We start from the raw sequence: 25,573 nt of genomic DNA on the forward strand, positions 1-25,573 counted from the left end.
ACACTTACTGCCCTTGATTTGTTCTTTGGAGGTGTGCCTGATAGTACGCTTTTTCGACCGTTCTGAGGTCGAGTCCACTTAGATTCCGTTTACGCAGCTCGCTGAGGAGATCCTCGTAGTTTGAGAGTGTGACTTGCGTATCCTCAAGACCCAAAATAACCTCGTTGATATAGCGGTCCCCGACAGCGTAGTCAACGGGATTGTTGAACGCCATGAGCACCGTCGCAGTCGCGTACCCTACACCAGGAATCGCGTAGAGTGTCTTCATTTGCTGCCGTGTATCGTCCAGCATGAACGCGGCTTCAGTGATGAGTTCAACGTACTCGGGCGGAACAGATTCGAGTTTGCTCTTGTATCGCTCAAACCGACCGCCTTGACCCTCAAGCTTCCACTCCATTGCGTCGGCCACATCGCTGGTAGTGAGATGATCTTGCTTCGTGAGGAGATTTGTGAGTCGGTTTTCGACGGAAGGGTGGGTCTCGGGGTACTCCTCGTGGTGATACTCATCGAACGCTTCCGCAAGTTGTTCGATCTCGTCGGGGGTTAGCCTCGACATCCGCCTCATCCCTCGGTTTCGGGACTGTATGTCAACACTTCAGCGTCGATGAGACGAACCGCGTCATCGTAGAATTTCCCCTCGACAGTCCCTTCAAAATGCTCTAGAATCCCTTCCACTACTGCCTGTTCCTTGCCCACCTGTCGACCCTCCTGTGGAAGTCGTCGGGCATCGTCGCAGTTATCACAGAATCGGAATCGTTGGTACCACTCCTCGTCACCTCGGTCGTGGTCCTTCACGTAGTAGATGATGACGCCGTCACCTGTTTCTATACTCTCCTTGCAGTTGTGAGGACCATAGTCGACTTTCCCCATCTGTGGGTGCCCCTGACAGTGGACGACCCCTCCCCTCGTGTGCCGAACGACATCCCCAATAAACTCTTCTCGATTCATTAGGTTAGAATGTTGCCTTTACACCCATTAATCTAACGAGCAGAAGAGTTAGAGCGTTACTTCCTCCACATATTCGCAGTCCTCTTGGTAGACGGGATTTCCTTCGTGCTCCACCAATTTGGCCTTCAACTCCTCGACGGTCTCGGCCATCTCATCCAAGATTGCAGCAGCCTCAACAGCATACTCGTAGAGTTCGTCCTCCCCGATCTCGTCGATAGCGTCCCAGTGGATATCGATGAGTCGTGAATCGATTTCTTCCTCATTCTCCTCAATATCATCGTAGTCGCCAGAGACTGCGCTTGCCTCGTAGGTTGCTGGACCTCTGTCTTCTATGCCAGAGGCACTGTAGTACTTCTCACCACTACCGGGGTCGGCGGAGTTCGTCCCTTTGAGGCGATCCTCAACGATATTCTTCATCTTCTGCTTCTCACGGTCACGTTGCTTCCGATTCAGCAGGACTGCCCGCTCGAACACCCACTCAGTAAACGCCTGTCTCGGTTGGAGTGTGTAGTCAACAGTCTCGACGGTCGGGCCACCTGGATACTCCTCGTAGAACGCTTCTCTGGCACCATCGAATTCCTCGTACTGCTGTTCGATTTCCTCCTTCAGCTCACGGAGGTCGTCAGCGTGGTTTTCCAGTAGGTCCTGTAGATATCGGTCATCTTCGAGAGCCTCAGGCACGACACGGAATTTCACCTCTTGGCCAACTACCTCGACGAGTGGAGGTGCTGACTCGACATCGACTCCAGTCACCTTCGGGAGATTTGTCTCGTCAGTGAACCAGGCACCACCTTCCTTCACCCCGATCTCGTCCATATCGCCGTGCCAGGCACGTATCCTCTTCCGAAGGGTCTCGGTGTGACCCATTCGGACTTCCCGATTCAGGTCCCGTCGCAGGAGGTCCTGCTGTTCTTCTTGGATGGAAGTCTGTCGACTGTAGAGGTAGACCAGACCAGCAGTGAGGACAATAGAACCGAGTCCTGCGACCACCTCTGACCACTCCTGAAGCCAGGTGAAGACGAAATTGATGACGTCGACCATGGATTTAGACCTCGTGCCGATTGGATGAATGTTTGCAGACGGTGGAGCACACATTTTCTTAGTAGAGGGACATCTTCGAAAGGTTATGAGCGATGATGGCCTCCAGACGGTCTATATCCGCCACAAGATCGGCGTAAACGCAGACGCCATCAAATGGCTCTACGAGAACCACTATCTTGCAATTCACTACACGGAGGCACCTATTACCGCCAGCAAGTCTGAGGCGCAGGACCACGCGAATAGCAAGAAGAGCGCCGAATGGAAGTTGGGTAACAAACTCGACTGGCTCAAGGATTGGGGACAGGCTGGAATCATCGTGGGTGCCGACTACGGCACAAAGAACTCGACCTACAAGGGTGGGATGCGTGTCGGGATGGTTCAACCTGAAACTGACATCACGATACTCGCCTTCCAAGATAACCAATTCCGAGATAGCGTGACCGTCGAGGCGGGCACGACTGAAGAGGAAATATACAACGACTCCGATACCTCAGACGAATTCCGTCGGTTGATGGACACTGTTAACGATCGTGGAGAAGAGGGATACGACGAGGACAAGATACGGTTCCTGAAGGCCCTGAAGATTGACGAAGAGACTGCTGAATGGGTCTGGTATCGTGACTACCCGGCGTTGCTGGCGGTAGAGCCACAAGGAGGTGCATTCAGTAGATGGAAGCAGGGTGCTGACCATCTCCGAGCAGCATTCAACCAGGTGGAGCATCTGACCGAGGTTCTTGACGACCCCAGCTACGAGCAGAAGGCGAAACTCCTCGCCCCCGGCCAGCTTGAGATTCTCTGCAACGAGTTCCTCCGGGAGAGGCACGACGACTACCTACAGCACCTTCCTGTTGGGCGGTCACTGTCGGACGTGGATATCATCTCCCGCCAGGAACCGAATGGGAAACGTGTTCTCGCTCAGGTCACGCACGCAGACAAGACTGACAAACTGACCGAGAAGGCACGGGACCTCATCGAGTACGAACGAAGGAGCACTGCCTCGGAGACTCATGTGATGTTCTTCGGCCCCAAAGGGAAAGAGTCGGATCTACCCGACGACGTCGTCGAAGATATCGATGAGTACGTTGAGAATTGCCACGTCTTCGAGACGATGGAGAACGAACGACCGGAACTCATCGAGGAGATGTTGACGGTTCCACCAGCGCGAGAGACTCCCGAGCCTTAGAACTATCATCCAGCAAAACAGTGGTCTGCAGTATGTACGAGTGGGATTGTCCGTATTGCGAGTTCACACGGCAGAATGCAGTCGCAGATCCACTGAAGGACACAGCGAAGAACCACCTGAAGTGGAATCACCTCGACGACATTGAAGGTGAGTTTTGAGGCGGATACAACGGCGACTGTAGGAGCGGCTGTGGTTACACCTTCCCGTACGACGAGGACGAGAACCCTGGATTAGAGTGCCCGAACTGCGGCGAAGACCACACGAATTGGTACACAGGGATATTGGTGTACCTCGATACTGTGAACGCCTGAAGCTGGTGTTGGACTAGTGAGCGAGGTTGTGGCTGCGCGCGCAGCGAAGCGAGCACGGAGCGGAGGGTGGGGAGGTGGGGCCTGGGTCGGTCCGGTACGTAGCAAAAAAGAAGGGTACGACGACCGGCTACTCCCACCACCGACCGCGCTCAGGGAAATGCACGGTGCTCCACCCGGTGAGCGCTATGGAAACGCGCCCGTTGTACCAGTTCTTCGCAGCCCCGTGAATGCGAACTCGTTCACCTTCTTCGATCCAGGGTTGGTCACTTGCGACCCACGACGTCAGCTTCGTTCGCCCACTTTTGTCTTCGATGAGCCCTACTTGGGAAATAGTTGAACTCGACGGCTCCCACAACTGCGTCACAGTCCCCTCGATGCTCACTTCTTTCCGATTGACGTCCTCGAGCATCCCGATGGGAACCACCTGTCCCGGCGCCGTCTGCAACTCCTCGAACACTCCGACGACTGCACTCATCAGGTCTTTCCCACCGACAACGGCTTCACCTAGTCGCCGACCAATCGCTGCTCGCGACCAGCCATCCAGCTTCTCGGCCAGCCGCATTGACTGCTTGTTCACCACAGCCAACTGCTCCTGAGTCAGCTCTGCACGAGGATCGTCTCGCTCTGGGTCCGCCCACGGGTTCACGCTCGCCGCCCGTTTGTGGAACTCAACACGTCGCTCAGCACTCCGCTTTGCCGCGATGTCTCGCGTCCGCTTCTCCCGACCTTCTTGCGTCCCCATCTCCGCCCTGGCACTGATGCGCTCCAGCTCCGCCTCTCGCGCCCGAATGCGCTCTTCCTGAGCCAGGGTCGCACCATAGATCCGTTCTTCACTGGTGTTGACCATCCCGTCTGGGTGGTTCGCATCGACTTTCGCCTGCACTTCCATCTGCACCGTTGCCTGGAACTCCGGCGTCTCATCGACTACCTCGAAGCCATCCTCGTCGACCACCGCTTCGTCCGCTTTTTCGAATGCCTGTTCATCGACCGAAACTACTTCACTGGTAACGTTCTTACTTGACATTGCAGTCAAACTCCGAAGGCGCTCACTCGGCGTCTTCTTCTGACACCACGACTCTCCAGCCATGACTGTCCACAACGACCAACTCAACCATCGCGCGCTCTCGCTCGCGCCTTCGTGAGCGCCCTTGGGGCGCGAGCGAGAGCGCCTCAGGGAGGTCATCTAACCAGAACCGCGCGCCGACCCGCCCGGAGCGAGCGGCCAGCTTTAAGCCGTTTCTCGCGTCCGGCCCGGACTGCGGGTCCGTGTCCAGCGCGACGGTCGTGAGCACGGCGAGTCGTGGCATGACTCGCCGCGTGGAGCGGCCCAAAGTGCTGGAACGCGAAAGCCCGCGAGGGGCGCAACCGAAAACGCGCTTAATGCTGGCGTCGAGACCAGATTCATTTCAGCCCGGAACGGCGAGCTTGCTCGCCGCATGCCCGGAATGGTCGGTCGCGAGTGATGCGGAGGGCGGAAGCGGCGAGCGGGGCGTGCCGTAACAAAGAACCTGTTCAACCGGGTTCGACGCTCAGTGACACAGCCAACATACTGGTGGACTCAGAAAGGGCGAGGTCGTCTCGGTCGTCCCCCGACCCCGCAAGCACCACAGGCACGAGGAGCGCAGCGTGGGTCGCGGGATGCCGAGCGGCCGAGGGCTTTCTATCCGTTCTCGGCCACCGCTAACCGTCTCGACGGAAGCATTATCCTGCACCGTTACGAACGATATGGTATGCACCACACACCGCCGGTGCAACAGGTGAACGTGCGGACGATGAGCGCTTGCTCTGTTCTTTCGTAGTTGGTAGCGGCGCCGGCGGGTGTATCGCCTTCTCATCGAGCAGCGACGCCGCTTTCACCGATACAAATGCAAACCACCGAGTACGAACTTCGCGATCGAATCGACCAGCTCACAAACTACTGCGGTGAGGGAACCGAACTCATCACCGTGGCCGTCCCGCCAGACAAATCACTCCATGCGGTCCGTGAGCGCATCGACCGCGAATATGCACAGGCTGCGAACATCAAATCCGATAAGACACGAACCCACGTCCAGGATGCTCTTGGACGCATCCGACGCCTCCTGCAAGCGTACGAAGAGACGCCACCAAGCGGCCTCGTCATCTACGCTGGTGTCGTTGACGGTGAGCTGCACGACGCCGTCTTCGACGATCTCGACGTTCCCGTCGACGCCTCGTTGTACCGCTGTGCGGCTGAATTCGAGACAACCCCCGTCGAGCAGGCGCTCTCCCCGTCAGAGGTGTACGGCCTGGTCGTCCTCGAACGGGGCCGTGCCGCTCTCGGCCGCCTCGCCGGCGACCACATCGTTTCCATCCGGACGTTCGAGAGTCAGGTGATGGGAAAATCCCGGGCGGGCGGTCAGAGCGCACAGCGTTTCGAACGCGAGCGGGATCGCCAGAAGCACGAGTTCTTTGAGAAGGTTGCTGACGCTGCCGAACAGACATTCCTCGACGAGCCTACTGTCGATGGCATCCTCCTCGGCGGCACGACGATTACCGTCGACGAGTTTCAGCAGGGCGATTATCTCCACCACGAGTTGCGGAACCACATACTGGGCGTTTATCCGATTGAGTACGCGACCAAGCAGGCGCTCTCACAGCTCGTTGAGCGTGCCGAGGACGTGCTGTCTGATGCTGAGCGCCGACGGGAACGGGAGGCTCTCGATCGGTTCTTTACGGCGCTGGGGCAGGGTGAAGATGTCGCCTACGGTGCTGAGGAAACGCGAACCGCCCTCGACTACGGAGCGGTCGACGTCCTCATGGTTTCTGACGCACAACCATCAGCAGAGATTCGTGAATTGGAGGCAGCGACGACCGACCAAGGCGGTGAGTGTCTCGTTGTGTCGACTGACACAGACCGAGGTGCCCAGTTCGATACTGCATTCGGGGGTCTTGGAGCGCTCCTCCGGTTTCCGATCAACTAAGCCGATTAGCATTGGATTCCATAGCTGTCGTAGCGGCCCAGTCTACGGGTCTGGAGGCAGTCATCGATCGCGCAGACGCACTCTCAAGCGTGAGGGAAGAGCCGTAGGCGGGGCAGTCCATAGTCGGCGTACACGTCGTGCTGGTGTAAGGATGAGGGAGCAACGGGACAGTCTCACACCTGAGTCCACCTCGGTTAGAGGACGAGGACGGACGGGGATCCAGAGAGCGGGAGGCGACAGTGCAGGTTTCAGAGCACCTCTGTGGTCATCGGTCGAGCACCTCGACGTCGGGATTCATCCCGGCTGGACCAGCGACTGCTTTCGCCCGCTCGAGTTCGCGGAGTTCTCGCTGGGCCTGTCGTTCGAGGGCAACTGCCCGCCGTCGGCGTTCGATTCTCCGTTCGTCGTCGATAACGTCCTCGATCGTGAAGCGCTTGCCTCGATGATCAATCTGCTCGAGCATCAGTACGCATCCTCCTTAGTTGCGTCTCGAGCGTCTGCCTGCAGATGCTCATAGCGGACTTCACAGCTGTCCGAACAGAACCGGACAGCGTACCCTGCCCGATCGCGGGTGAGTCTCGTACAGGTCGGTAACCAACACTCGTTATACCTGGTCATCTGGCAACACCTCGCTTCAGGGGCCATGTCGTCTCAGCGTCTGGCGACGCTGGTGCTACGTTGTTTGTTCGCATGGATTTCTGCGGTGGCTTCAGTCGAACCCCCGCTCCCCTCTCGGGGGCGACAAACTATCTCGAGCGGACGACCGGCTCAACCCACAGTCACCGGTTGAATGTCCCATCCGGGGCGGGAGTGATCCCAGTTCGAATCTCGAGATCGACGCGTCTGAGATGCTTGCAACCACCGGAGGGCTGGCGTTGTTCACAATCCGGACAAGTACACGTCTCCGCCTTGACGTCAACCATGTAAGTGTTCCCACTCCCGCTGACGACCTCGTAGGTTGGCCCCACGCTGGCGAAACGAACGTCCATATCCTCGCTCAGCGCGCGACGGGTTCGTGGCTCATCGACAGAGTAGCCGCCTGCCTCGAGTGCAGTCGGTGGCTGGGTGTTCTCACAAGGGTTGGTGAATTCGTCTCGACGATTGCGTTCTTGCCCACATTTTCTGCAGCGCCAGTAGCGTGTGCGGTATTCATAGCCTCCTGTAAGGTCGATCTCATACGGTGATGGCTCAGTTCCGGGAAGCCACTCGTCAATAGCTATGAGTTCATGTCCGTTGAGGCGGGCAACGTCACCTGGATAACTGCGATCCCGGTCGCTCGTGTCCGTCTGGGATTGGTCGTCTCGATACGATCCGCTCTGGAGTGACTGATCTGTACTCATTAGTGATCTCGAGGCACACATGGTCGCGCCTCACCCTTCAGGCGCGAAAAACGAGTTCCAGGTGGGTGAGCGAGAGGGAAAACAAGGGTTGACTGGAAAGGAGGGCCTTCATTCGAAAGTACTCTTCGAGGAGAAATGTGGCCGAGAGGAACTCGCGGATGACGTCACCGGTAGCTCAGCTTGATGCGTGTGGCATAGCGCTTCTTGACTACGTTATCACTGAAACCCTGCGATCAGGGGCTACTCCACTGGCGCCGCGACGAGGTGCTCCTTGAGGTCGTGCGTCCAGTATGTGGCGGGGCCACCGGGGCTACAACGAGCACAAAGCAGTAGTGCCCCCTCGAGATGTCCGAGTTCTACGCGGAACCGGGTGAGTGCTGCGAGCGTGTCAACGACGAGTCCACACCCGTCGCAGGCGTGGTAATCACGCTCATCGGGATCGGGTCGCGCCTGAATTGCACAGTCGACACAGATCTGATGGGTGACCCGCTCTTCTTTCCCCCACGTGTGTGCCTCACCAGCGTCAGCACCGGGCAGCGCCTCGCAGAAGGCACACCCGGAGAGTGTCTGCTGCATTCAGGCCGTCCCCTCGCTGGCGTCGCAAGCGGTCGTCCAGCCTTTGTGGAAGACAGCAAGCTGGGTAATCGATTCGAACGCTTCACTACTGGGTTTGTGGACGAGCACGCGCTTTTCAGCGATTGGGATGACGATGCCCGCGTCGAGGAGCTCATTGACCAAGTTACGGGCCTCCGAATCGTCCATGTCCGCCGTCCCAACGCGGGCGGCGTCTTGATCTTGGGCGAGGAGTTCGGCCTCGAACTGTTCGTAGTCGGCACTCGTGTCGTCGTTGAGTTCGGGTTTAGACATGAGAATTCCATCGAGCACGCTAACGCGCGCTCCACGCCTTCTGCCGCAGAAAAACAGGCTATCGCGAGTGTCCTGTTCGTCCTACACGATTCATGGCCTGACCGTCGATGACGTCACAAACCAAGCCAGAACACGTCGTGATGGTTGTTTGGTCATAGGGCGTCGTCACTGGATAGTAAAACAGCCGTCGATGAGCATGTCATAGAATCAATTCATATTTCCAGAGTGTCATAGAGTGCTTCTCACGGGATTCGAAAACGAACAGTACAGGGCCTCTATTGAGTACACTTAGCCGGCACTAAATCCCGCTGCCGGAATGAAACGGGTATCTGTTCATCCGTCTCTACGTCTCGAAGAGTGTACGAATAGGTATCTATGCCCCGTCCAGTTTCTTTACCGAGGTCATCTGTGAGAATTTCAACAACTTCACAAACCACACCGTGATACCGGGAATCAGGATCGTCAGCTCCGATGTAGATCTGCACCCGTTCGCCGACAGAGTACGGCTCGCTTGCTGGTTGTGGGATGTCTTCCATTTATACGTGATGAGTCGACAAGCTCTATCAGTCCATCGCTACGTTCGCATCCTTCCTGGCCGCTGTGAACGATTCTATGACACGCTAGTCGATAGCTAAGGAGGCGCTAAGAATCCTGTTGAGTCACTCGTCTTCGAGCGCTGCGTAGATCTCTGCGTGGCGGCGTCCGTCAAGCTTCCCCATCTCGAGGGCGATCTCGTGACGTTCGGCGTCGCTCTCGGCCGCCTGATACCGCTCGTACAGTCGGCGGACTTCTTCGTCGACTGTCGCCGAGGAATCGGTGCTGGACGCCATCTCTGTATTGAACGTACTCATTGTGTCCCTTTATCAGTTGCGACGAGCACACGCTCGGAAGTAGATCACTGCGGTTTCAGTGTCGACGGCGGCTTCATCGGTCGCAAAGCGATGCAGTAAGGCCCGAATTTCGTCGCCGTAGTCGAACGTGTGTCCGTTCAACATGTAGAAGACAACCACCGTTCGGAGTGCAGTCCGTTTGTTCCCGTCGACGAAGGGATGATCTGCAACGAGAAGACGCATCAGATGCACTGCTTTTTCATGCAGTGTCTGTGGAACCTCCCCAAAGTATCCTTCAGAGACGTACTGCACTGCAGATTCGATTGCGTCCTCCGATCGAATTCCGGGTTCTGTGGCGTCACCTTCTTCAACGATCTGCTCGTGGAGATCGAGAACGAGCTCGACCGAAGGATACGCGACGTCGTCAGTCACATTCGAGACTCTCGCGCGCTAGCCAATAGTCGTTTCTTCCTTGCAGCGTCACTCGCCGTACGTATCTTTCTTGGCGGTCGGTACTGGCGTGTTGTTGGCGGGCACGTTCGTAGCGTGCTCTTCCTCGCGGGTAGTCGCCCAATCGGAAAGATCACTATAGACGTCGTCGAGTGTCCAGCCGTCGCTTGTTTCGCCATCGTCACCGCGAAACGCGTCCTCGAACGAGGAAACATCATCTGGGGACTCGCTGTTGGACATACTCGTTCTTGCGTGGCTGTTGATGTAGGCCTTGCTTCGAGGAATCGTTCCCACCGTAGTGCAGACTGGAATGCCTCCATCATCAACTAGACTTAACCAACAACAGGCGTGGTAATTGGGTTCGTGTTGGTTAAGGATCTACTTTTGAACTCGAAGTTCCCGAACTGGTTTTACTTGGAACCTGTCTTGAGCGGCCACGACGTCATTCTGACCTACCTCACCGCCCTGTGACGACCGCTGTGAGAGGCGATTGACCAGCTCGTCGCGAACTGCTTTGCGGCTGACTGTTGTTTCGTGCCAGCCGAGACGCGCATCGAAATACCGCTTCTTGAACTCCTCACCGACGTCGTCGACGGCGATGAACTGTGTTCGCTTCACTCCTGCAACACTAGTCGAGACGAACTCCGCACCAACTTCTTCGTGGGTGAGTTCGACGAGTGCACACTCGACGAGTGAGACGATGGCAGTCGGACTTCTGGTATGTGGGAGCGTCAGCTCGAGATCTGCCCACGGTTCTTCGCTCGGTTGTTTAGTTTGCTCACCAGGTGGTCGTGATCGCTGTTGTTCGTGTCCTGAAGACATGGTTGTTGAGTAGGCGTGATAGCCCCTCACCCCTCTCGGGGGCGACAAACTCCACCGCGAATCGCATCATTATCCAATGAATGATATCTGATGTATTTGCCATGGACTCTTATCGTCTGACGGCCCCTCGGCCAGAGAGAGCCAGCGGCGTTTGTACCGGTGTACCCTAGCCTTCCTTTGGATGATTCTGGAGGTGCAGAGGGTTCCAATACAGGCGCAGATTAGACGAGAGTGCCGTCGGGCAGTTCTCAGGCGGTAATGAAGGTCTCGACGAACTTCAAGACACGGTTGTCTGGGTTAATTATGCTTGACGAGGGGGTAAGAGCCTCTAATTCGAGAGAATCGGTATCATATGCTGGCGAAACTCGACAACCGCGAATTACAGCAGTTGACGGTGGTTCGTTGCGACTCATGGCTGATTTACCCTATTCGGTCGAAAACAGACAGTACAAGGTCTGAAAACTGCATGACGAGGATTCTGACTTCTTCGAGCCGCACCTCTCATGGGAATATAATAATTGTGATATATCTTCCATGGATGGCAAAGAGTGACGATTAATTGACCAGTCTAAAACGATACTGTGAGTTCACCACGGATTGTTCGAACTGCTCGGCTTCTGTCAGGAGTGGCATAATCGATTCAGAGCGTATTCAGCACGTCATCGGCGTCTCTTTCGGGCATTGGCTCTGAACAGTCTTCAGTATACCTCGGGATTCGAAATTCTTAACCTAATCTAGTACTTCCCTGACTCGTTCATGCTCCATACTTTCCGGGGTATCTTCTGCACGCCCAATCAATGACAGTGTCATCAGGGGACCTCGTCCAACATAGATATCCCCCCGACGTTGTTGATGGTTAGCTTCGCGGTGAGCTTCTTGACTTTCGTCCGATGGATGCCAGTGAACTTTCGGGTGGTTGTTTTGAGGAAAATCAAGTGTATACTCACCGCCACCTGGCCCAACTACCCGGATTTCGATTCCGTCGGTAGTTTTTATAATTGCATCAACAGTTGATGGGTTGGCTGCCCGTGGTTCGGCTGTTGATTCCCAGTAGACATGGTCTCCAACTGAAAGGCGTTCTATGACGGAATATAGGTTTGACATGATCCATGATATATCGGTGGATTGTTGTCATAGGTCTATCCCCTGCTTTTCGTACTGACCGATATGCGCACTCTATCCAGCATGGCCACAAAGATGTATCATATATTGTCACTTTCAATAGAACCGCTTTGGTCACATCCAATGGGGTCCCAGCGCGCTAGAACTCCTCTCCCGTAGATTCAACCTCATCCAGTTGGTCGTACATCTCATCTGGGAAGGGAAGACTTCCCCAGATAGAGTATGGACACTGCTCCTGTCCGATGCAGTAGCGCTGTATATCGTCGTTGTCGCAGTTCATCGGAAGCGGGGTGTCGCCATCGATCGTATTCAAGAATTCGTAGCGAATCTGGTAGTCGGTAATCTGTTCATCGTACCACGGCCACCGCGAGAAGACGCCCTTGAGGTCTGTGACAATCGCCTCGAGGTCACTATCCAGGTACTGTGGCAGCCACATCACCATCCGGGCGAAGTTGTACAGGTCTTTTCGGACTGGTTTCTTCTCGTGGAGGCGTTCGGCCATGTTCGCCATACAGGGGAGTTCAAACAGGTCTTCGATTGACTCGACGGTGAGTGGCTGGACGCCCCGCGAAGACTCCTGAATCCGATAGTGGTTCGTATTTCCGTGCTGTCGGATAGTGAGGCTCCGGTGGTCGCGTTGAGATGCAAGGAGATTCCCAAGACTCCGGGGACTCGAGATACGATTACACACGTCACGCTTCCAGTCCGCTTCCGGATCGTACGCCTCCACTGCTTCAAACAGCTCCTTCCCCGAGTGGAACTTCCCCAGTGTGGTGACTTCGTCTGGTGCGTCTCGAATTGCGTCCCGTAGCACACGGATGGTTCGCTCACCGGGGTTCCAGTCTCGCCAGATTCGTTCGTGGTGTCCTGTCTCGATGAAGCGGTCGATGCGCTCTGTGATGGCCGATTCATTCGTTGTTAGCCACGTGAGCTGGTCTCCGGAGAGGTTCTCCTCTTGGACCCACAGGAGCTTCTTGAACGCACGTCTGGCGTACTCGCGATACTTCGTATCGAAATCACCGACCGGCACGTAGAGCCGATTGTTCTTGACGCGAGTGAGCAGTTCTCTGGCCTCTCCTGTCTCAGTGTCGGCGTGAACGAGGCAGTCCCTCGACGCCGCAGCCATCGGGATTTCGAGGTACAACCCCTCACCGAACTCGGACATTTCTTTGATTCCTGTACAAACACGACCGGGGTGAGGACCATCCTCTCCGGGGCCTTTCGCGTACAGCACCTCTGCGATATCCTGTTGGAGACTTCCATCGCCGAATTCTCGAAGGAGGGAAGCGAGATTGTTGACGTACAGTTCGCGAATATCGTAGAGAACCTGCACCTTTCGCGGTGGCGCGTGCTCGAACTTCGGGTGTGCCTTGATGCAGATCGCACTCAACGTCGCGAGCACGGCGAGTGTTCCCGGTTCGTCGACGAAGGGCTCCGCTGTGGCATTGGCCCTAATATCTTCTTTGAACGCGGCCGTCCCGAATCGCTCGAGGTCGTTCAGCAGATCTTCTGGTTGGTCTTCGCCGTCGACGATGTACCGATTGTAGCCCCGCGTGAACAGCTGGTTGATGCGTGTCGTGCCGTATTCGAGCGGGAGCGTCGCAACGCGATAGGCGGTACGCTCGTCCTCGACAGGCGTTGACTGACTCATGACTGGAGCACCTCCGGTGTCGCAGACCGAACGTCGAAGTTCGGGCTCTCGATCGGCGTGACGATACTACAGACATCAGCGTGCAACGAGTAGGGGAGTCGGGCGACCCTCCGACGGTCGGCGGTAACCACGGGATCGATGGGTATCTCGTAAGCGTCTTGCAGAAGGTCGTTCAGCACTTCTCGACTCTTGGCATCGTACCGATGAGCGGGATCAGTATCGAGGAGATAGACGTGAACGCCCTGACCGCTGTACACCACCATTGTCTCCTCGGCGTTGAAGTCGTCCTCGAAGATCTCTCGCACCTCGAAGCCGTACTCGATGGCCCGTTCGATATCCTCGAAGGAATACGAGTAGCCTGCTGGGTCTGCTTCGAGAATCCCCGCGGCCTCGAGCAGTTTCTCGCTATCCCTCGAAACATCCTCGTCTGATGCTGCTTGCGTTGCTCGCTCTCGTGCTATCGTTTTTGCGTCGATATCGACGAGAAGCACCCACGGCTGTTCCCAGTGATCGAGGGCGTAGTAGACCGCATCAGGACACGGGTTTGGTTTGTCGAGTAAGTCGGGATCCGCGAGTGCGAAGTCACTCCGGCCGAGTGGATCGTTCCGTGCAGGATGGCGGATGAACTCGAGGACGTCGTCGAAGTCGTGGAACGCCGCCGTGGTCCGCTCACCTGAGACGTTCGTCTGCCACGTGTCTCGTCGGATGAAGTCCTTGTCTGGGACTCCATCTTTCCGGACCGGGTGAGGGTCTCGAAACGCGAGTGCGTACTGTTTCGGCCCCTTCGATGTGATGAACGACGGGAGTTCGTCACGGTACGAGGGGAACTCCTCGGCGTAGTACCTGTAGATCTCTTCGCGGGTTGCTCGGCGCCACGTCATGAATTGAACTCCTGATCGAGTTTGTTGAAGCTCCGAATCGTCGTCAGACCGGCTGCGTCGAACGATTCGACGGCCTCCCGAATGTCGGAGAACGATCGGGCTGCACGCCCGCTCACACTGCTTTCTATTCGATCGGCCTCTGCGAGATGGTCTAATACCTCGACGGCGGTCTCGCGTCTGTTGAACGCCCAAACAACGTTTGCGTCAACCCGACTCTGCTTGTCGTAGTCGTCGACTGGCGCGTGTTTGTTGTTACTCGCGAGTTCGGCTTCACCGACCCACACGAGTTCTCCGTCAGCATCGAGACCGGCAACGTCGAACACCGTCTCCTCATCGTACTCGTAGTATGGTTCGACCTTCTCGACATCGTCGCGGGCTTCTAACCACAGTTCGAGCAGTTTCACACCAACCTTGTGCGGCGTCTTCTCACCGATATCCCCCTGACCAGGGCCGACCTTGAGCTTCTGGCCGAGCAGTTCACGCCCTGCCGGAAGGACGGTGTAATACTTCCGACCGCACGCTCGTCCTTCCTCCAGCAGGTCTTGATCGACGAGCCGTTGCACGTCCAAGTCGTCAAAGTCGTTCTTGAACGCACTCATCGAACCCAAGAGCGTGTGGTCCGTGGAGTCACCATTCATCACGTCGAGGATGCGAGTCAGGAATCGGACGTCGTCGTGAGTAAGCCTGCGCCGTCGAAGCTCGTCATCTGGGACGGTTACACCACCAGCCTGTACTGGCGACTGTAATGGCGACGATCCGTTCTCATCGATAGTTGTCTCCTCCGCTTCAGCGGCTGGCTCTTCAGACTCAGTTGGCTCAGGATCTCCAAACAGTGAGTTGGTGGTGTCCGCTTCTTTCTCTCCCTCTTCGCTGGCTGCTGAACCACTGGTTGCCTGTCCGATGAACGACGACTGCGTCGAGTCCACAGAGCTAGCCGATTCTGCGGATGTCGACCGTGCATCGTTTGATCTACTTCCCCATCCTTCATTGTCGGCTGCCTCCGATTCGCCTGAGGCCTCAGCAAGTCCGTACTGGCTCTGTGTTCGCTCCGACAGCCGAGGGATGGCCACGGTCTCGAAGTGGTCCTCCTGTTCGACAGAGAGCGGTTCGTCGCTCTCTGGATGGCCGGCTGCTATCGGGAGCGGCTTCACCGAGAACGGGGCTGGACCTGTCTCCCCGAATGACGGGCTTGGGAGTTGGGCAATCCACTCTCCGCTGGGGAGCGTGTTGATCCGATTTCGAAGGTCAGTCGGGCTCAGGTCTTCGTGGGCCAACGACTCGGCGAGGTCGCGCTCGATGGAGATGTTCCCGATGAGCTTCGTTTTGATGTTGTTGAGGACCTCGTCGTAGGCACGCTCGCTTCGATTCCTGACCTGTCCGGGGAACTGCATCACCAGTCCCATGCTCAGGCCAAACGACCGACCCTGGGGAAGCAGTTGCTCGGAAACGAGTTTCGTTGAGGCGACGGGAGCTGCCTCCTCGATGATGAGGTTGGTGAGATTTTCGTAGTCTGTCTCCCCATCACGTCGGCGCACCCGCACCGCGTCCCAGAGGTTACTCAACAGGAGGAGGGTAATTGCTCGCTGAGCCTCCGGCCGGAGATCACCCAAGTCGAACAAGATCGTGGCATTTTCCTCGAGGAACTCGCGGAAGTCGAATCGGTTGTCGACGTATTCATCGTCATCGCCCTGTTCCGGAACGTGACTGAAGATACGTCGTAGGTGCGCGTCTTCTCTGAGTTTATCGAGGCGGTTCCCGACGGCATCCATCGACACTTGGAATTGACGGTCATCTTTCTCGAAGTGGCGCGTAAGCGACTCCTCGACATTTTGGTTCTCCGCAGCGACAGGAGGGACTGTCCGCTCGCGTTGCATCTGGAGTGCAGCCGCAAAGAGATCATCGAGGCCGAAAGCGTCACTACCGTATTCCTCGTCGAAGAGCGCCTTGATGAGGTAGCTGAGGATTTCGTTGGCGACGAATGCCTGTTCGTACTGTTTACGACCCATGACCATCCGCATGATGTCGTGGAAGTGATCGACCTTGTCTTGGATCGCATCCTCGCGCCTCCACCCCGCTTCAAGTGTCGAACGGATATCGAAGAAAGAGAAAGCAGGGAGGGTTTCGGGAACGCAGAACTGATAGGTGTTGTCCAATCCGCTGAACCGTTCGTAGTGACAGCGAAGATAGTTCGCACACATCCCATCGCCTTTCGGATCGACGATAATAACTGGCCCACCTGTCGTCTCCCTGAGAGACAGCGCATCATTGATGATGGCTTTCGACTTTCCGGCCCCAGTTGATGCAAACCTGCCGTAGTGTCTGGTTAAGAGATTTGGCGGAATCCGTATCGGGTCTGGTTGGATGGTACTATTTTCATCAAGTGCATACCCGATCGCCATCCCCTCACGGAACTGTGCCATCAAATCGGGATTCGGTCGTGGCAGTGGATTGCGACTGCGCTGTTCTGAACGCGCTCCACGAGAGCCCTCGACCGTCAAATCGTCACCGCTTGGAACAACGACCAAATTCGCGAGTTCATCTGCATTGAACACAAGATCTAACCGCTTTTTCCGGCCCCCAGTGACGATTTCGGCAGTGAGAACTCGTTTGAGATGGCGCTGCGCTCGTTTGGCTTTCTGCCGATCGAGGAATCCTTTCTCTCGAACGCGCCGACCGGAGAGTTCGTAGAACGGGCCATCAAGCGGATCCAACGAAGCCTTCAACTGGTCGAGTTCCGCCCGAATATCGGTCTCATCTGGTCGGGCCATCGCAACCGCCCGTGCATTGACCGTAAACGTTCGCCGCGGGTGTTTGCTGTCGATCCGCTGAATCCGGTCTTCTGTCTCCCGAGACAGTTCCCGATCGGCAGGATCAGCGTCTACAGGCTCAAACCATGAGCCAATGAACTCTTCTGACCACGTATCGCGCCCCTCTTTGAGATTCGACTGGCGGATTTCAGCGTCGTCTCGCCAGTCGGGTTTGCGTTGCCAGAGAATTTGATAGACGGTCGGCACCGTCATCTCATGGAGTACTTCGACAACGGCAGACAGTGGTGGGCACTCTGACTCGTACTCTTCATCGGGCTCGTCGATCACAAACGGCGTGATCGTCGTCATCCAGTCAGTTTTGCGTCCGGCTTTACCGAGCCATTCGACACCAAACGGTGTGTACTCTATCCGTTCATCGCCTCCATCATTCTCATCGATCTCTTCCAAGTTGGACTCGGCCAGATCAGCCGAACGTTCGCCGTCCGAAATCTCCTGCTCCGCTTGTTCGGAGGTATCTTCGTTCGAGACTTCCGTCTGCAATCCGAGCATCGGCTCAAGATCGAGTTCTGTTCGCGCCACGGTGAACGTGGTCGGGTAAATCGATTGGAGGCGCTTTTCAAGTGTGTTGAGGTGTTCTTCCTGGTTGACCCCATAGTAGAACTCTACTGGTTCATCAGGACCTGCAGAGGCAGCGAGGAATTCGAACGTCGGTGGAGCTGTGTCCACTCTGGGACTCAGCCGGCTCCAGAAACTCTCTGCCGCTGGGTTCGACAGCTTATGAAGGCTCTCAAGGGTGGCTGGAATATCCGACCGGCGGAGTGATCCCGACGTTGGCGTTACTTTTAGATACTCGTCGTTACTCATAATCCGACTCACCTCCGTGCTCACCGCCATCAGTCTGTGGTGGAGTTGATATTTGGTGTGAGGTTGCTGGATCAGTATTCATAGATCGCCCTGTAGGTGTGTCTGCTGAACGGCCTGGCAACTCAGCCTGTGACTGGGATTTTGGATCGAAGTCGATCACTGCCGTCTCGTCTTCCATCGCTCGAACTTCGATTCCCCGCCACTCACCGTCGACGCCGACGAGCGCCTCCGAATAGCCCGTCCGGTCATTGCCGGGAACAGCCTCCTGGACGAAGCGCATCTGTGCCGAATTGAGGCCAAACTCGTTGGCCCATTCGCGGTCCATTCCATCGAGATGGTGGAACTGCTTGATCGCACATTGGTCGATGATCGCCTCGGACTCTGGATGCTGGAAGAACTCGTCGACAGTCTGGGTAACGAGTCGGATCGAGAGGTTGTGGTGACGATGATGTCGGAAGACAATCTCGAGGTACTCGAGACTCGCCGCATCCTGCATGATGTAGCGTGCCTCGTCGATGACGAAGACGACCTCTTTGTCCGTCTCCTTTGCGCGCTCGTAGACTAACGAGATCAGCAACTGCATGATGAGACTCGTGCTCCCACCGAGACTGCCCTCCTGCTGGGCGAGGTCGAGATAGATCACCTTCTCGTCGCGGATATCGAATTCGGTCTCTCGGCCTAGATTCTCGTACCGGCCGTCTTCTGCGAACGGTCGCAGCTGATCGATAAGCCACGTCGCGTCTTCGCCAATCTTCGTCGCTTCCTCGTCCGTCCGTACGACGTACTCCGTCGGTGTCTCGACCATCTCCTCGAGGATATCGAGGACATCCCGCATCGTCGGGCTCTCGTTGTGATGAGTCGCGATATCGTCGGTGATCCCGTTGCGTGAATAGGCACGCTCGATCGCGGTCTCCAACGTTGTCCGGCGGTCACCAAGTGTGATTCCTCGGAGCGCGAAATAGTTCGAGAGGAAGCTCATCACGCTATCGAGCTTTTCACGATACGGACTGGCGTCCTTGCCCATCGCCCGCTGCACACGCTCGGGAGTCGGCTTGATTTCAAGTGGGTTCAGACCCATCTCCCCGCCGATCGTGATTCGCTCACCACCGAGGGCTTCGGCGACACCGGCCCAGTTGTTCAATGGCTCGAGGATGATCCCAATACGGTCCTCGCTTTGCTCGATCGAGCGGATGAAGTTCTGTTTCGAGCCGAACGATTTGCCAGAACCAGGGTCGCCGATCGTGAACATCGCATAGCCGTTCTCTCGAGCGAACGGGTCGATCACGACCGGGCTCTGGTTCTTCCAGTGAACGCCAAACTCGACGCCGCCGTCCTCGAGGATCGTGGCGTTATGTGGCGACGCGAGAAGTGCACCGACCGCACCACCGAGTGCTGTTGCCTCCCGACCGAACGGATTGGGACCGATCGGAGCTGCAGCCTGGATGGCGAGATCTTGCTTGCAGATGGCCGTCTTCGGCGAGAGTCCAGCGGGTTGTTCACGAAGCCGGCTACGAACCGTCCGGACGGCATCACGAAGCTCGTCACGTGACTCCGCTCGAACCGTGATGAACATGCCTTGCTTGAACACCCGACTCCCGTTCTCGACGCTCTTGTACGTCGAGAGCGCCTCATTAGCCCGCTCCTGAAGATAGCTCCCGCGAACAGTACTCTCGAGGTCAGCATCGGCCTGGAGGTCGTCAGCCACTCGCTGGAGCTCGTCTCGAGCTTGCTGCTGGCTCTTTGGGGTGATATGGACCGTCAGATCGAACTCGACGTCCGTGAGCTCGAAGAGTTCGGTCAGATAGCCGTCTTTCGGGTAATCCGGGTAGTCAGCGATGTAGAGTGTGGACGTCCATTGGTCACCGACTCGAGCAGTACGTGTATCCCACTCGATCGCCGCCGGCGCGACGACGTGTTGGTGATGTTCGGCGATGTCGTCGAGGATCTCACCTTCCTCGAGGCCGTCTTCGACGGTCGTCTCCTCGAGGAGGTCCGCGAGTTCGACTTCTTCGACGTCTTCAGCTCGCCAACGATCCCACCCCACCTTCGCGAGAAGCGTGAGCAATGCCGTTGCACCGATGTAAAGGGCAAGCCCAGCCTGCGTCCCTGGATCGGGGAGTGCCTCGATCATTGGTCGACCCTCCGTTGATGGTCGACGATCGGACGATCACGGATCGCATCCGCTCCGTCGTCGTATTCGTGTTCCTCGCCGTTCCAGAAGTCCATCGAGAGGACGAACAGTTCGACCGTCGTCAGTCGATGAGCCGACCAGCCTGCTGCCTTCTGAATGAACTCCGTCTGGAGACCGTGACAGCGGTTCTCGAGTTTTTCGAACATGGCCGCCCGGATCTCCGCGTCGGTCATGTCGTTGCGACGGGTCACGAACGGGTTGAACAGGAAGCCGACCACCGGAAACGCGGTGAGCTTCTCTGCAGGGGACTGTTCGTCCTGGTACCGGTCGTAGACCTCGAAGGGGTCGACTTCGACGCCGATGAAATACCGCACCTGCTGGGTCCCCTCAAGGTCTCGCGGACGTTGCTCGCGATACTCCTTGAGTAGCTCTTTGAAAATCGGGTTCTGCTTGACGTCACTGTCAGTGAGTCGCCCATCGATTCGCTCGATCAGTTTCTCGACTGGGAACGACCGCGTCGTGGCGTGGAATTTGAGCGTGAACTCGAGTTCCTTGTTCGCGAACTCCTCGCCAAGCTGCTGGATCTGCGCCCAGTCGCCGGACATCGCGAAGTCCATGTTCCCGGGATCGAGCTCGAGGTAGGCCTCCATCGCACCATCGGAGCGCTCGATTGCTCCGGCACCAGGCCACGCTCGCTTGATGTTCGTGAGGTCCTGTGTTCGCTCGTCCGGTTTGAACGGCGTATAGCTCACGAGTCCGCCCTCGGTACTCGCTTCAGTGGACTCTGCTGTGGCCTCCGTGCTGTACGTAAACCGAGGCCGCTTGCAGTAGTGGCGGTAGACGTCTCCCAGCCACGTCGACGCCGGGAGGTGGTTGGGTGACGCGTAGACGATCGACCCACCAAGGACGACACCGAGTAAGACGAACGGTAAGATCGCACCATCGAGTCCCGTGAGCCCACCAAAGAGGAGGCCAGCGATCGGGAAGCCAAGGAGCACATAGACATCTCCCTCCTCGATGTTCAGAATCGGTATGCGACTCTCTTCACCCAGCTCATCCATGATTCGACGGCCAGCTGCATCGTGATCTCGTGTCATTCAGTAATACCCCGGATCGTTCTCGGTGCGACGGTACGCCGGGACGCCTTCCTGGCCGTACGCATCTGTCGCAACGTTATCGTGGTCGGTTCGTCCTCCGCTGCCGTTCGAGTTTCCAGACTGTTGGGATGAGCCACCGCCTTGGCGCATCTTCGACGCAGCCGTATAGCCAGCAGCCGCTTTCGGTCCCCACGCCGCAGTCGTGGCTGCTGCAGCAGGGCCTGCAACAACACCGGCCCCAACGACTGCGCCAGCTGTTACTGCGCCCTTGGTCGTCGCTCCGATGATCTTCGTCGTCATCGGGCTGGCATACTTGAACAGCTTCCAGACGATGAGAATCGAAAGGAGTGGCAGCGTAACCGCGATGAGGTAGCTCAGGAACGAACTATCCGGAACAAGCGCCGAGTCCGTCCCCTCACTGAACAGGAGATCATACCCTTTGAACAGCAGCGCCACTGGAATCGGCATAATCGCAAGCGGTACGAACTTCATACAGACCGTGCGGGCGATGTGAGAGACGACAGGAAGGTTTCCATAGGCCAGTGCGATACCAATCGGAATCGCATAGATCAAGATGTACAACAGAATCTCCCGAAGGAAGAACAGCGCCTGTAAGATCCACATGGCGACAGCGCCAACTCCAGTGAGGAAGAGAGCTAGTGCTGGGTTCGAAATGGTCAAATAAAGCAAGTCGATCATTGTATCGGTTACCGTCGAGACGTCTGGGAGAAGGGCAATGGTGAAGCCGTCGACGAGATAGAGCGCTAACACAGCGACCCAGTACCACGTTACAATCAGGAACGCACCTGTCCAGGCACTGCGCTTCGTCTTTCGCGTCTCGTACGCACTGCCGATATTGAAGATCCGGATCGTATGCCTGCCCTGGACACACATCACGAGCAACAACAGGGAAACGAGCATGATTTCCCCAGCAACGAGATTACTGTGAATCTCTTCCCACGGTGTGTTCGACGGTTGACCAAACACGAAGGCGCCATCCGTCTCCGGTGTTGGCGTGCCGAAAACCTGTGCCGTGACGGCCTCATAGCCATCTGTCAATCCCTCCTGAAACCATTCGATGAGCTTGTCAACCGCGTCTTCGAACCACTTGATCCCGATATCAGAAAGTGACCACGACATTACGAGGACCTCTCAATTTTGATCCCACAATCATCGGGAGAGGAACCGAGATAGTGGATAACGTAGTCAAGAGTGAGACCTATGGCATGGCTTGTAGAGAGGCGGACAGTGAACTGACCGTCCTGTCCAACCGAATCGCATTTCGATCGTGTACCCGCTGGCGAAAAGGGTCGCGTGTTGCTGTAGATCAGGACTGTCTCCCCTGCAGGGAGAGCTATTGACTCTGCATCCGCTCCAAAGTCGCTCTCCGGATCGTAGATACCACTCTCTCCAGCCTCATCGTAGCTCTCGTGTGTCGGGAACGGGACATCACCTTCGAACCGAAGCGCGGTAGCTGCAGTTGGTCCAGTTCCCCGATTCGTCACAGAAAGTATCGCCTCTGCTTCCGTACTCGAGTCACTCGCACCCTCGTACATCTCCTCGGGATACTCTCTGGCCAACCGGAGCTCCGTTAACTCGAGATCAGGCTCGAGCGTAACCGTCGTTGTCTCGACTGTCTCGTCGTCGTTGAGACCGAGGAGTTCGTACTCTCCTGGTGGATAGTCCGTTCCAACCTCGATGGTCGTGTGAGACACCCCTGATTCAATCGTTCGCTTGGCAAATAGCTCACCAGAGGGGGCGACGACGTTGAGTTGGTCGATCGCGTCTCGCTCGAGGTCAATCACTAACTCGACCCCTTCGACCGCGACGCTCTGGAGAATGTCTCCACCGGTGTCTGTCGATGGGTCGTCATCAGAAGGACTCAACGCAGAACAACCAGCAAGTCCAGTAGTGATCCCGACGAGTATGCTTCCGAGAACGGTGCGTCTATCGAGTGGTGTCTGTTGAATTGTCATAACGTATCTCTCATTTTCAAGAAAGAGCCGATCCGCTTCGCTGCGTACAGTGCGACAGCAAAGGGAATCGCATACCGGATAAGATCGACTAACAGTGTGAACCAGCCTGTTGGGGTGGCTAACGGATGCCACGTTTCTGTGACTGTATCACCGATATAGGCTGGATTGTGCGAGCGCCACGAACCGGGATGGTACTCTGCGGTGTAGATGCCCGGCTGGTGAACAGTTATCTCTGCGATGCCAGCTGCGTTCGTCCGCACCACCTGATCGCCGATTGTGATGTAGCCCTCACGCGAAGCAGCGCCAATCAGTGAGAATCGAGGATTGTCGAACGGACTCTCGAGCATGATCGGCGCCCCCGTCTCAGCATCACGAAGCTCGATCTGCAACGTCACTGCAGTCGCATTCGATTCGATGATTTCGACAGAGAGGTCACTCTCGCGTATCTCCCGTTCCGACCCTCCATCGGGTTCAATGATTTCTGCTGAGACACCGCGAACAATCCCGTCGACCCTGATCGCATCTCGATCGATGCCATCATACCGGAGAGCAAGACCGGAAGAACGGGTGTAGGGCTCGGAGACGACGTCGATGTCGACGTTCTCGTGAATCGAGGGTTCTGGAGACGAACTCTCTGTCCCCCAGACCTCGAGAATGTTGGGACCGTCACGGATGGGTTCTGAACGCGGGCCTAGCTCGGATGGATACGCGTGGACGTATACGGGGAGGGCGTCGGATGGTGTCGACTCTTGACCGTCCCGACTCGAGTGTATCAGATCGTCCCAGTTGGTATCTCGAGCCGTGTAGTATCGCCACACACCACGGACGTTCGCCTCACCATCATCCGAAAGCGTGTATCCATGCCACGGTTGGGTCTGATAGATTGCGACACCGCTGTCGCCATTTGGATACGATGCGTGGTAGATCGACGCCCGCAGATCGTAAACCTCCACATCGAGGTCCTGAGAGACGGTCACCTGGTCGGTGATGACCTCCGTCTCGTTGCCACGATCGCGTTCGACTCGAGCGCTGATATCCGCCTCGAGTGTGAGTGTTGCCGGGCCACCACGATCGAACGCATATTCGAATGTCGGAGTGTGTGTCCCTCCTGTGGTCTCGACTACGTCGCCATCGTGTAAGAGGCGGACTTCGTCGATTTCGTGGTTCTGGATCGACGAGTTGCTGTCGAGGCGAACGCGATAATCGACGAATCCACTGAGTTCGCCTTCCGGTGCGATGTAATGAACGGTCCTATTTTCGTCTATGTGTGTTCTCGTCGACGGCTGGATCGAGAACGTCGTCGCATGGGCATCGGCGATGAGGACAGAATCCGAGAGTTCTGCATGTGTGGGATAGATCGAGGTTTCTGTACTGCCACCCTCGAGTGACTCGTAATCGTATGCCGTCCAGCGTTCAGCAGTATCTGGGGGTTCTTTGAACGTGATATCCGTGCAGTTGCCGAGTTCCTGCATGGCCGTTCGCTGCTCATCGTATCGTTCCTCGTACTCGGCATCACTGAGACACTCATTCGGAGCTTTCGACCAGAGCGTCGCCGTCTCGTTAACGTCTAACTCACTGTCGTCAGTTCCCGGTCGTGGTGGAGAGTCGGCACTCACGGCAGTCACCCCTGCAAACGCGAGCGTGACGGCAACGAGAGCGAGCACCGCAACCATGTGAGGACGAATGTGATGCACGAGCGGAGTGAATCAGAGACGATCCAGAGTGTAGCGTTGAGTTACCACGGGACGAGGTCGACACACTCAGCGAGTGGAAGCCCCATCGCCGATCCAGCAACCGTATACAGCGGTCCGAGGATCACGAGGATAACTGCAGACTTCATCGCCGTCCGCTTGTGCTGTTTGAGGCTCTTTTTCTGCTCGATGTTCATCGTGAACATCTCGACGAGTGAATCAGCCTGCCATACCACAACCAATCCCATAATTCCGAGCGCAGTGGTAATCTGGAAGAATCCAGAGATCATATCTGGCAAGCCTTCAGCGTCACACACGACGCTGTCTTGAGCCAAAACGGGGTCTACAGCGACAAGTGAAAGGATAAGGAACGAAGCGAATCCGCTACGTACCACTCGCTGTCGAAGGGCAATGGAATTCTGTTGTTCACCAGTAGGACGATCTCTTGTCGTCATTGGGAGAGCAGACCTCTACTAGATCTGTATCGGGCCATCTCGCTGTCCGGATTTGCAGTGAAGCCACTGTTCAACGGATTGTATCGACTGCAACCTGTTCGTGAGAATTTTCGATTTCGGTTCCTCGAGTCGCTCATTTATTACCAAACGCTAGCCTGTCGGGATGAGGCATATATCTTCTGTATTTCTTAAATGTTTCTAGA

24 protein-coding genes are annotated in these 25,573 nt (G+C 56.5%); 2 read left to right on the forward strand and 22 right to left on the reverse strand.

The window, feature by feature from the left end:
* Positions 1-4: 4 nt before the first annotated feature.
* Genes QQ977_RS17130 through QQ977_RS17140 form a run of 3 tightly spaced genes read right to left on the reverse strand, consistent with a single transcriptional unit; the run spans position 5 to position 1,989 of the window.
* Positions 5-556 carry a hypothetical protein gene (locus tag QQ977_RS17130; RefSeq protein ID WP_285928982.1) on the reverse strand — a complete coding sequence of 184 codons (552 nt, stop codon included), beginning with the start codon at positions 554-556 and terminating at the stop codon, positions 5-7.
* A 5-nt stretch (positions 557-561) separates the two neighbouring features.
* A complete protein-coding gene (locus tag QQ977_RS17135) occupies positions 562-948 on the reverse strand; it encodes a hypothetical protein (RefSeq protein WP_285928983.1) in 387 nt (128 codons plus the stop codon).
* Positions 949-996: 48 nt separating this feature from the next.
* A complete protein-coding gene (locus QQ977_RS17140; protein ID WP_285928985.1) occupies positions 997-1,989 on the reverse strand; it encodes a hypothetical protein in 993 nt (330 codons plus the stop codon).
* A gap of 85 nt (positions 1,990-2,074) precedes the next feature.
* On the opposite strand from QQ977_RS17140, the gene QQ977_RS17145 reads away from it, so the two are divergent.
* Complete coding sequence (locus QQ977_RS17145; RefSeq protein ID WP_285928987.1) at positions 2,075-3,172, forward strand: hypothetical protein; 1,098 nt, start codon at positions 2,075-2,077, stop codon at positions 3,170-3,172.
* Positions 3,173-3,610: 438 nt separating this feature from the next.
* On the opposite strand, the gene QQ977_RS17150 is transcribed toward QQ977_RS17145, so the two are convergent.
* Positions 3,611-4,507: a DNA-binding protein gene (locus tag QQ977_RS17150; RefSeq protein WP_285928988.1), complete on the reverse strand. Its 897-nt coding sequence runs from the start codon at positions 4,505-4,507 to the stop codon at positions 3,611-3,613.
* A gap of 22 nt (positions 4,508-4,529) precedes the next feature.
* A complete protein-coding gene (locus QQ977_RS17155) occupies positions 4,530-4,790 on the reverse strand; it encodes a hypothetical protein (protein ID WP_285928989.1) in 261 nt (86 codons plus the stop codon).
* A gap of 558 nt (positions 4,791-5,348) precedes the next feature.
* Between QQ977_RS17155 and prf1 the strand changes: the two genes are divergently transcribed.
* Positions 5,349-6,425, forward strand: a complete 1,077-nt coding sequence (prf1, locus tag QQ977_RS17160) for a peptide chain release factor aRF-1 (RefSeq protein WP_285928990.1) — start codon at positions 5,349-5,351, stop codon at positions 6,423-6,425.
* Between the two features lie 265 nt (positions 6,426-6,690).
* Here the strand turns inward: prf1 and QQ977_RS17165 are convergent, their stop codons facing one another.
* From QQ977_RS17165 to QQ977_RS17245, 17 genes are all read right to left on the reverse strand, one after another.
* A complete protein-coding gene (locus QQ977_RS17165) occupies positions 6,691-6,888 on the reverse strand; it encodes a hypothetical protein (RefSeq protein ID WP_285928991.1) in 198 nt (65 codons plus the stop codon).
* A 316-nt stretch (positions 6,889-7,204) separates the two neighbouring features.
* Positions 7,205-7,765: a hypothetical protein gene (locus QQ977_RS17170; RefSeq protein WP_285928992.1), complete on the reverse strand. Its 561-nt coding sequence runs from the start codon at positions 7,763-7,765 to the stop codon at positions 7,205-7,207.
* Positions 7,766-8,005: 240 nt separating this feature from the next.
* Complete coding sequence (locus tag QQ977_RS17175; protein WP_285928993.1) at positions 8,006-8,341, reverse strand: DUF7558 family protein; 336 nt, start codon at positions 8,339-8,341, stop codon at positions 8,006-8,008.
* Complete coding sequence (locus tag QQ977_RS17180) at positions 8,342-8,632, reverse strand: hypothetical protein (protein ID WP_285929035.1); 291 nt, start codon at positions 8,630-8,632, stop codon at positions 8,342-8,344.
* A gap of 659 nt (positions 8,633-9,291) precedes the next feature.
* Positions 9,292-9,462 (reverse strand): hypothetical protein, encoded by a 171-nt coding sequence (locus QQ977_RS17185; RefSeq protein WP_255194649.1) that lies wholly within the window; start codon positions 9,460-9,462, stop codon positions 9,292-9,294.
* Positions 9,463-9,495: 33 nt separating this feature from the next.
* Entirely contained in the window at positions 9,496-9,894 is a 399-nt protein-coding gene (locus QQ977_RS17190; RefSeq protein WP_255194650.1) for a type II toxin-antitoxin system death-on-curing family toxin, read from the reverse strand.
* A 48-nt stretch (positions 9,895-9,942) separates the two neighbouring features.
* Positions 9,943-10,152 (reverse strand): hypothetical protein, encoded by a 210-nt coding sequence (locus QQ977_RS17380; RefSeq protein WP_430540859.1) that lies wholly within the window; start codon positions 10,150-10,152, stop codon positions 9,943-9,945.
* Positions 10,153-10,290: 138 nt separating this feature from the next.
* On the reverse strand, positions 10,291-10,734 hold the full coding sequence (locus QQ977_RS17200) for a hypothetical protein (RefSeq protein WP_285929036.1): 444 nt from the start codon (positions 10,732-10,734) through the stop codon (positions 10,291-10,293).
* Positions 10,735-11,995: 1,261 nt separating this feature from the next.
* Positions 11,996-13,507 (reverse strand): primase-associated protein, encoded by a 1,512-nt coding sequence (locus tag QQ977_RS17205; RefSeq protein ID WP_285928994.1) that lies wholly within the window; start codon positions 13,505-13,507, stop codon positions 11,996-11,998.
* Positions 13,504-14,388, reverse strand: a complete 885-nt coding sequence (locus QQ977_RS17210; RefSeq protein WP_285928995.1) for a DNA primase — start codon at positions 14,386-14,388, stop codon at positions 13,504-13,506. The genes QQ977_RS17205 and QQ977_RS17210 overlap by 4 nt, the downstream gene beginning before the upstream one ends.
* Positions 14,385-18,020: an ATP-binding protein gene (locus QQ977_RS17215; protein ID WP_285928996.1), complete on the reverse strand. Its 3,636-nt coding sequence runs from the start codon at positions 18,018-18,020 to the stop codon at positions 14,385-14,387. The genes QQ977_RS17210 and QQ977_RS17215 overlap by 4 nt, the downstream gene beginning before the upstream one ends.
* On the reverse strand, positions 18,013-20,151 hold the full coding sequence (locus QQ977_RS17220) for a VirB4 family type IV secretion system protein (protein WP_285928997.1): 2,139 nt from the start codon (positions 20,149-20,151) through the stop codon (positions 18,013-18,015). The genes QQ977_RS17215 and QQ977_RS17220 overlap by 8 nt, the downstream gene beginning before the upstream one ends.
* Entirely contained in the window at positions 20,148-21,248 is a 1,101-nt protein-coding gene (locus QQ977_RS17225) for a hypothetical protein (RefSeq protein ID WP_285928999.1), read from the reverse strand. Before QQ977_RS17225 ends, QQ977_RS17220 begins: the two co-directional genes overlap by 4 nt.
* On the reverse strand, positions 21,249-22,388 hold the full coding sequence (locus tag QQ977_RS17230) for a hypothetical protein (protein WP_285929000.1): 1,140 nt from the start codon (positions 22,386-22,388) through the stop codon (positions 21,249-21,251).
* A complete protein-coding gene (locus QQ977_RS17235) occupies positions 22,388-23,224 on the reverse strand; it encodes a hypothetical protein (protein ID WP_285929001.1) in 837 nt (278 codons plus the stop codon). Before QQ977_RS17235 ends, QQ977_RS17230 begins: the two co-directional genes overlap by 1 nt.
* Positions 23,221-24,897 (reverse strand): hypothetical protein, encoded by a 1,677-nt coding sequence (locus QQ977_RS17240; RefSeq protein ID WP_285929002.1) that lies wholly within the window; start codon positions 24,895-24,897, stop codon positions 23,221-23,223. The genes QQ977_RS17235 and QQ977_RS17240 overlap by 4 nt, the downstream gene beginning before the upstream one ends.
* A gap of 62 nt (positions 24,898-24,959) precedes the next feature.
* Positions 24,960-25,310 (reverse strand): hypothetical protein, encoded by a 351-nt coding sequence (locus tag QQ977_RS17245; protein ID WP_285929037.1) that lies wholly within the window; start codon positions 25,308-25,310, stop codon positions 24,960-24,962.
* Positions 25,311-25,573: the final 263 nt, after the last annotated feature.

It is taken from the genome of Natrialbaceae archaeon AArc-T1-2 (assembly GCF_030273315.1).
GTDB lineage: Archaea > Halobacteriota > Halobacteria > Halobacteriales > Natrialbaceae > Tc-Br11-E2g1.

Excerpts from the sequence above, each read along its gene's own strand:
- QQ977_RS17130 (WP_285928982.1), bottom strand. The coding sequence starts at position 556 with ATGTCGAGGCTAACCCCCGACGAGATCGAACAACTTGCGGAAGCGTTC.
- QQ977_RS17135 (WP_285928983.1), bottom strand. The coding sequence starts at position 948 with ATGAATCGAGAAGAGTTTATTGGGGATGTCGTTCGGCACACGAGGGGA.
- QQ977_RS17140 (WP_285928985.1), bottom strand. The coding sequence starts at position 1,989 with ATGGTCGACGTCATCAATTTCGTCTTCACCTGGCTTCAGGAGTGGTCA.
- QQ977_RS17145 (WP_285928987.1), top strand. The coding sequence starts at position 2,075 with ATGAGCGATGATGGCCTCCAGACGGTCTATATCCGCCACAAGATCGGC.
- QQ977_RS17150 (WP_285928988.1), bottom strand. The coding sequence starts at position 4,507 with ATGTCAAGTAAGAACGTTACCAGTGAAGTAGTTTCGGTCGATGAACAG.
- QQ977_RS17155 (WP_285928989.1), bottom strand. The coding sequence starts at position 4,790 with ATGCCACGACTCGCCGTGCTCACGACCGTCGCGCTGGACACGGACCCG.
- prf1 (WP_285928990.1), top strand. The coding sequence starts at position 5,349 with ATGCAAACCACCGAGTACGAACTTCGCGATCGAATCGACCAGCTCACA.
- QQ977_RS17165 (WP_285928991.1), bottom strand. The coding sequence starts at position 6,888 with ATGCTCGAGCAGATTGATCATCGAGGCAAGCGCTTCACGATCGAGGAC.
- QQ977_RS17170 (WP_285928992.1), bottom strand. The coding sequence starts at position 7,765 with ATGAGTACAGATCAGTCACTCCAGAGCGGATCGTATCGAGACGACCAA.
- QQ977_RS17175 (WP_285928993.1), bottom strand. The coding sequence starts at position 8,341 with ATGCAGCAGACACTCTCCGGGTGTGCCTTCTGCGAGGCGCTGCCCGGT.
- QQ977_RS17180 (WP_285929035.1), bottom strand. The coding sequence starts at position 8,632 with ATGTCTAAACCCGAACTCAACGACGACACGAGTGCCGACTACGAACAG.
- QQ977_RS17185 (WP_255194649.1), bottom strand. The coding sequence starts at position 9,462 with ATGGCGTCCAGCACCGATTCCTCGGCGACAGTCGACGAAGAAGTCCGC.
- QQ977_RS17380 (WP_430540859.1), bottom strand. The coding sequence starts at position 10,152 with ATGTCCAACAGCGAGTCCCCAGATGATGTTTCCTCGTTCGAGGACGCG.
- QQ977_RS17200 (WP_285929036.1), bottom strand. The coding sequence starts at position 10,734 with ATGTCTTCAGGACACGAACAACAGCGATCACGACCACCTGGTGAGCAA.
- QQ977_RS17205 (WP_285928994.1), bottom strand. The coding sequence starts at position 13,507 with ATGAGTCAGTCAACGCCTGTCGAGGACGAGCGTACCGCCTATCGCGTT.
- QQ977_RS17210 (WP_285928995.1), bottom strand. The coding sequence starts at position 14,388 with ATGACGTGGCGCCGAGCAACCCGCGAAGAGATCTACAGGTACTACGCC.
- QQ977_RS17215 (WP_285928996.1), bottom strand. The coding sequence starts at position 18,020 with ATGAGTAACGACGAGTATCTAAAAGTAACGCCAACGTCGGGATCACTC.
- QQ977_RS17220 (WP_285928997.1), bottom strand. The coding sequence starts at position 20,151 with ATGATCGAGGCACTCCCCGATCCAGGGACGCAGGCTGGGCTTGCCCTT.
- QQ977_RS17225 (WP_285928999.1), bottom strand. The coding sequence starts at position 21,248 with ATGACACGAGATCACGATGCAGCTGGCCGTCGAATCATGGATGAGCTG.
- QQ977_RS17230 (WP_285929000.1), bottom strand. The coding sequence starts at position 22,388 with ATGTCGTGGTCACTTTCTGATATCGGGATCAAGTGGTTCGAAGACGCG.
- QQ977_RS17235 (WP_285929001.1), bottom strand. The coding sequence starts at position 23,224 with ATGACAATTCAACAGACACCACTCGATAGACGCACCGTTCTCGGAAGC.
- QQ977_RS17240 (WP_285929002.1), bottom strand. The coding sequence starts at position 24,897 with ATGGTTGCGGTGCTCGCTCTCGTTGCCGTCACGCTCGCGTTTGCAGGG.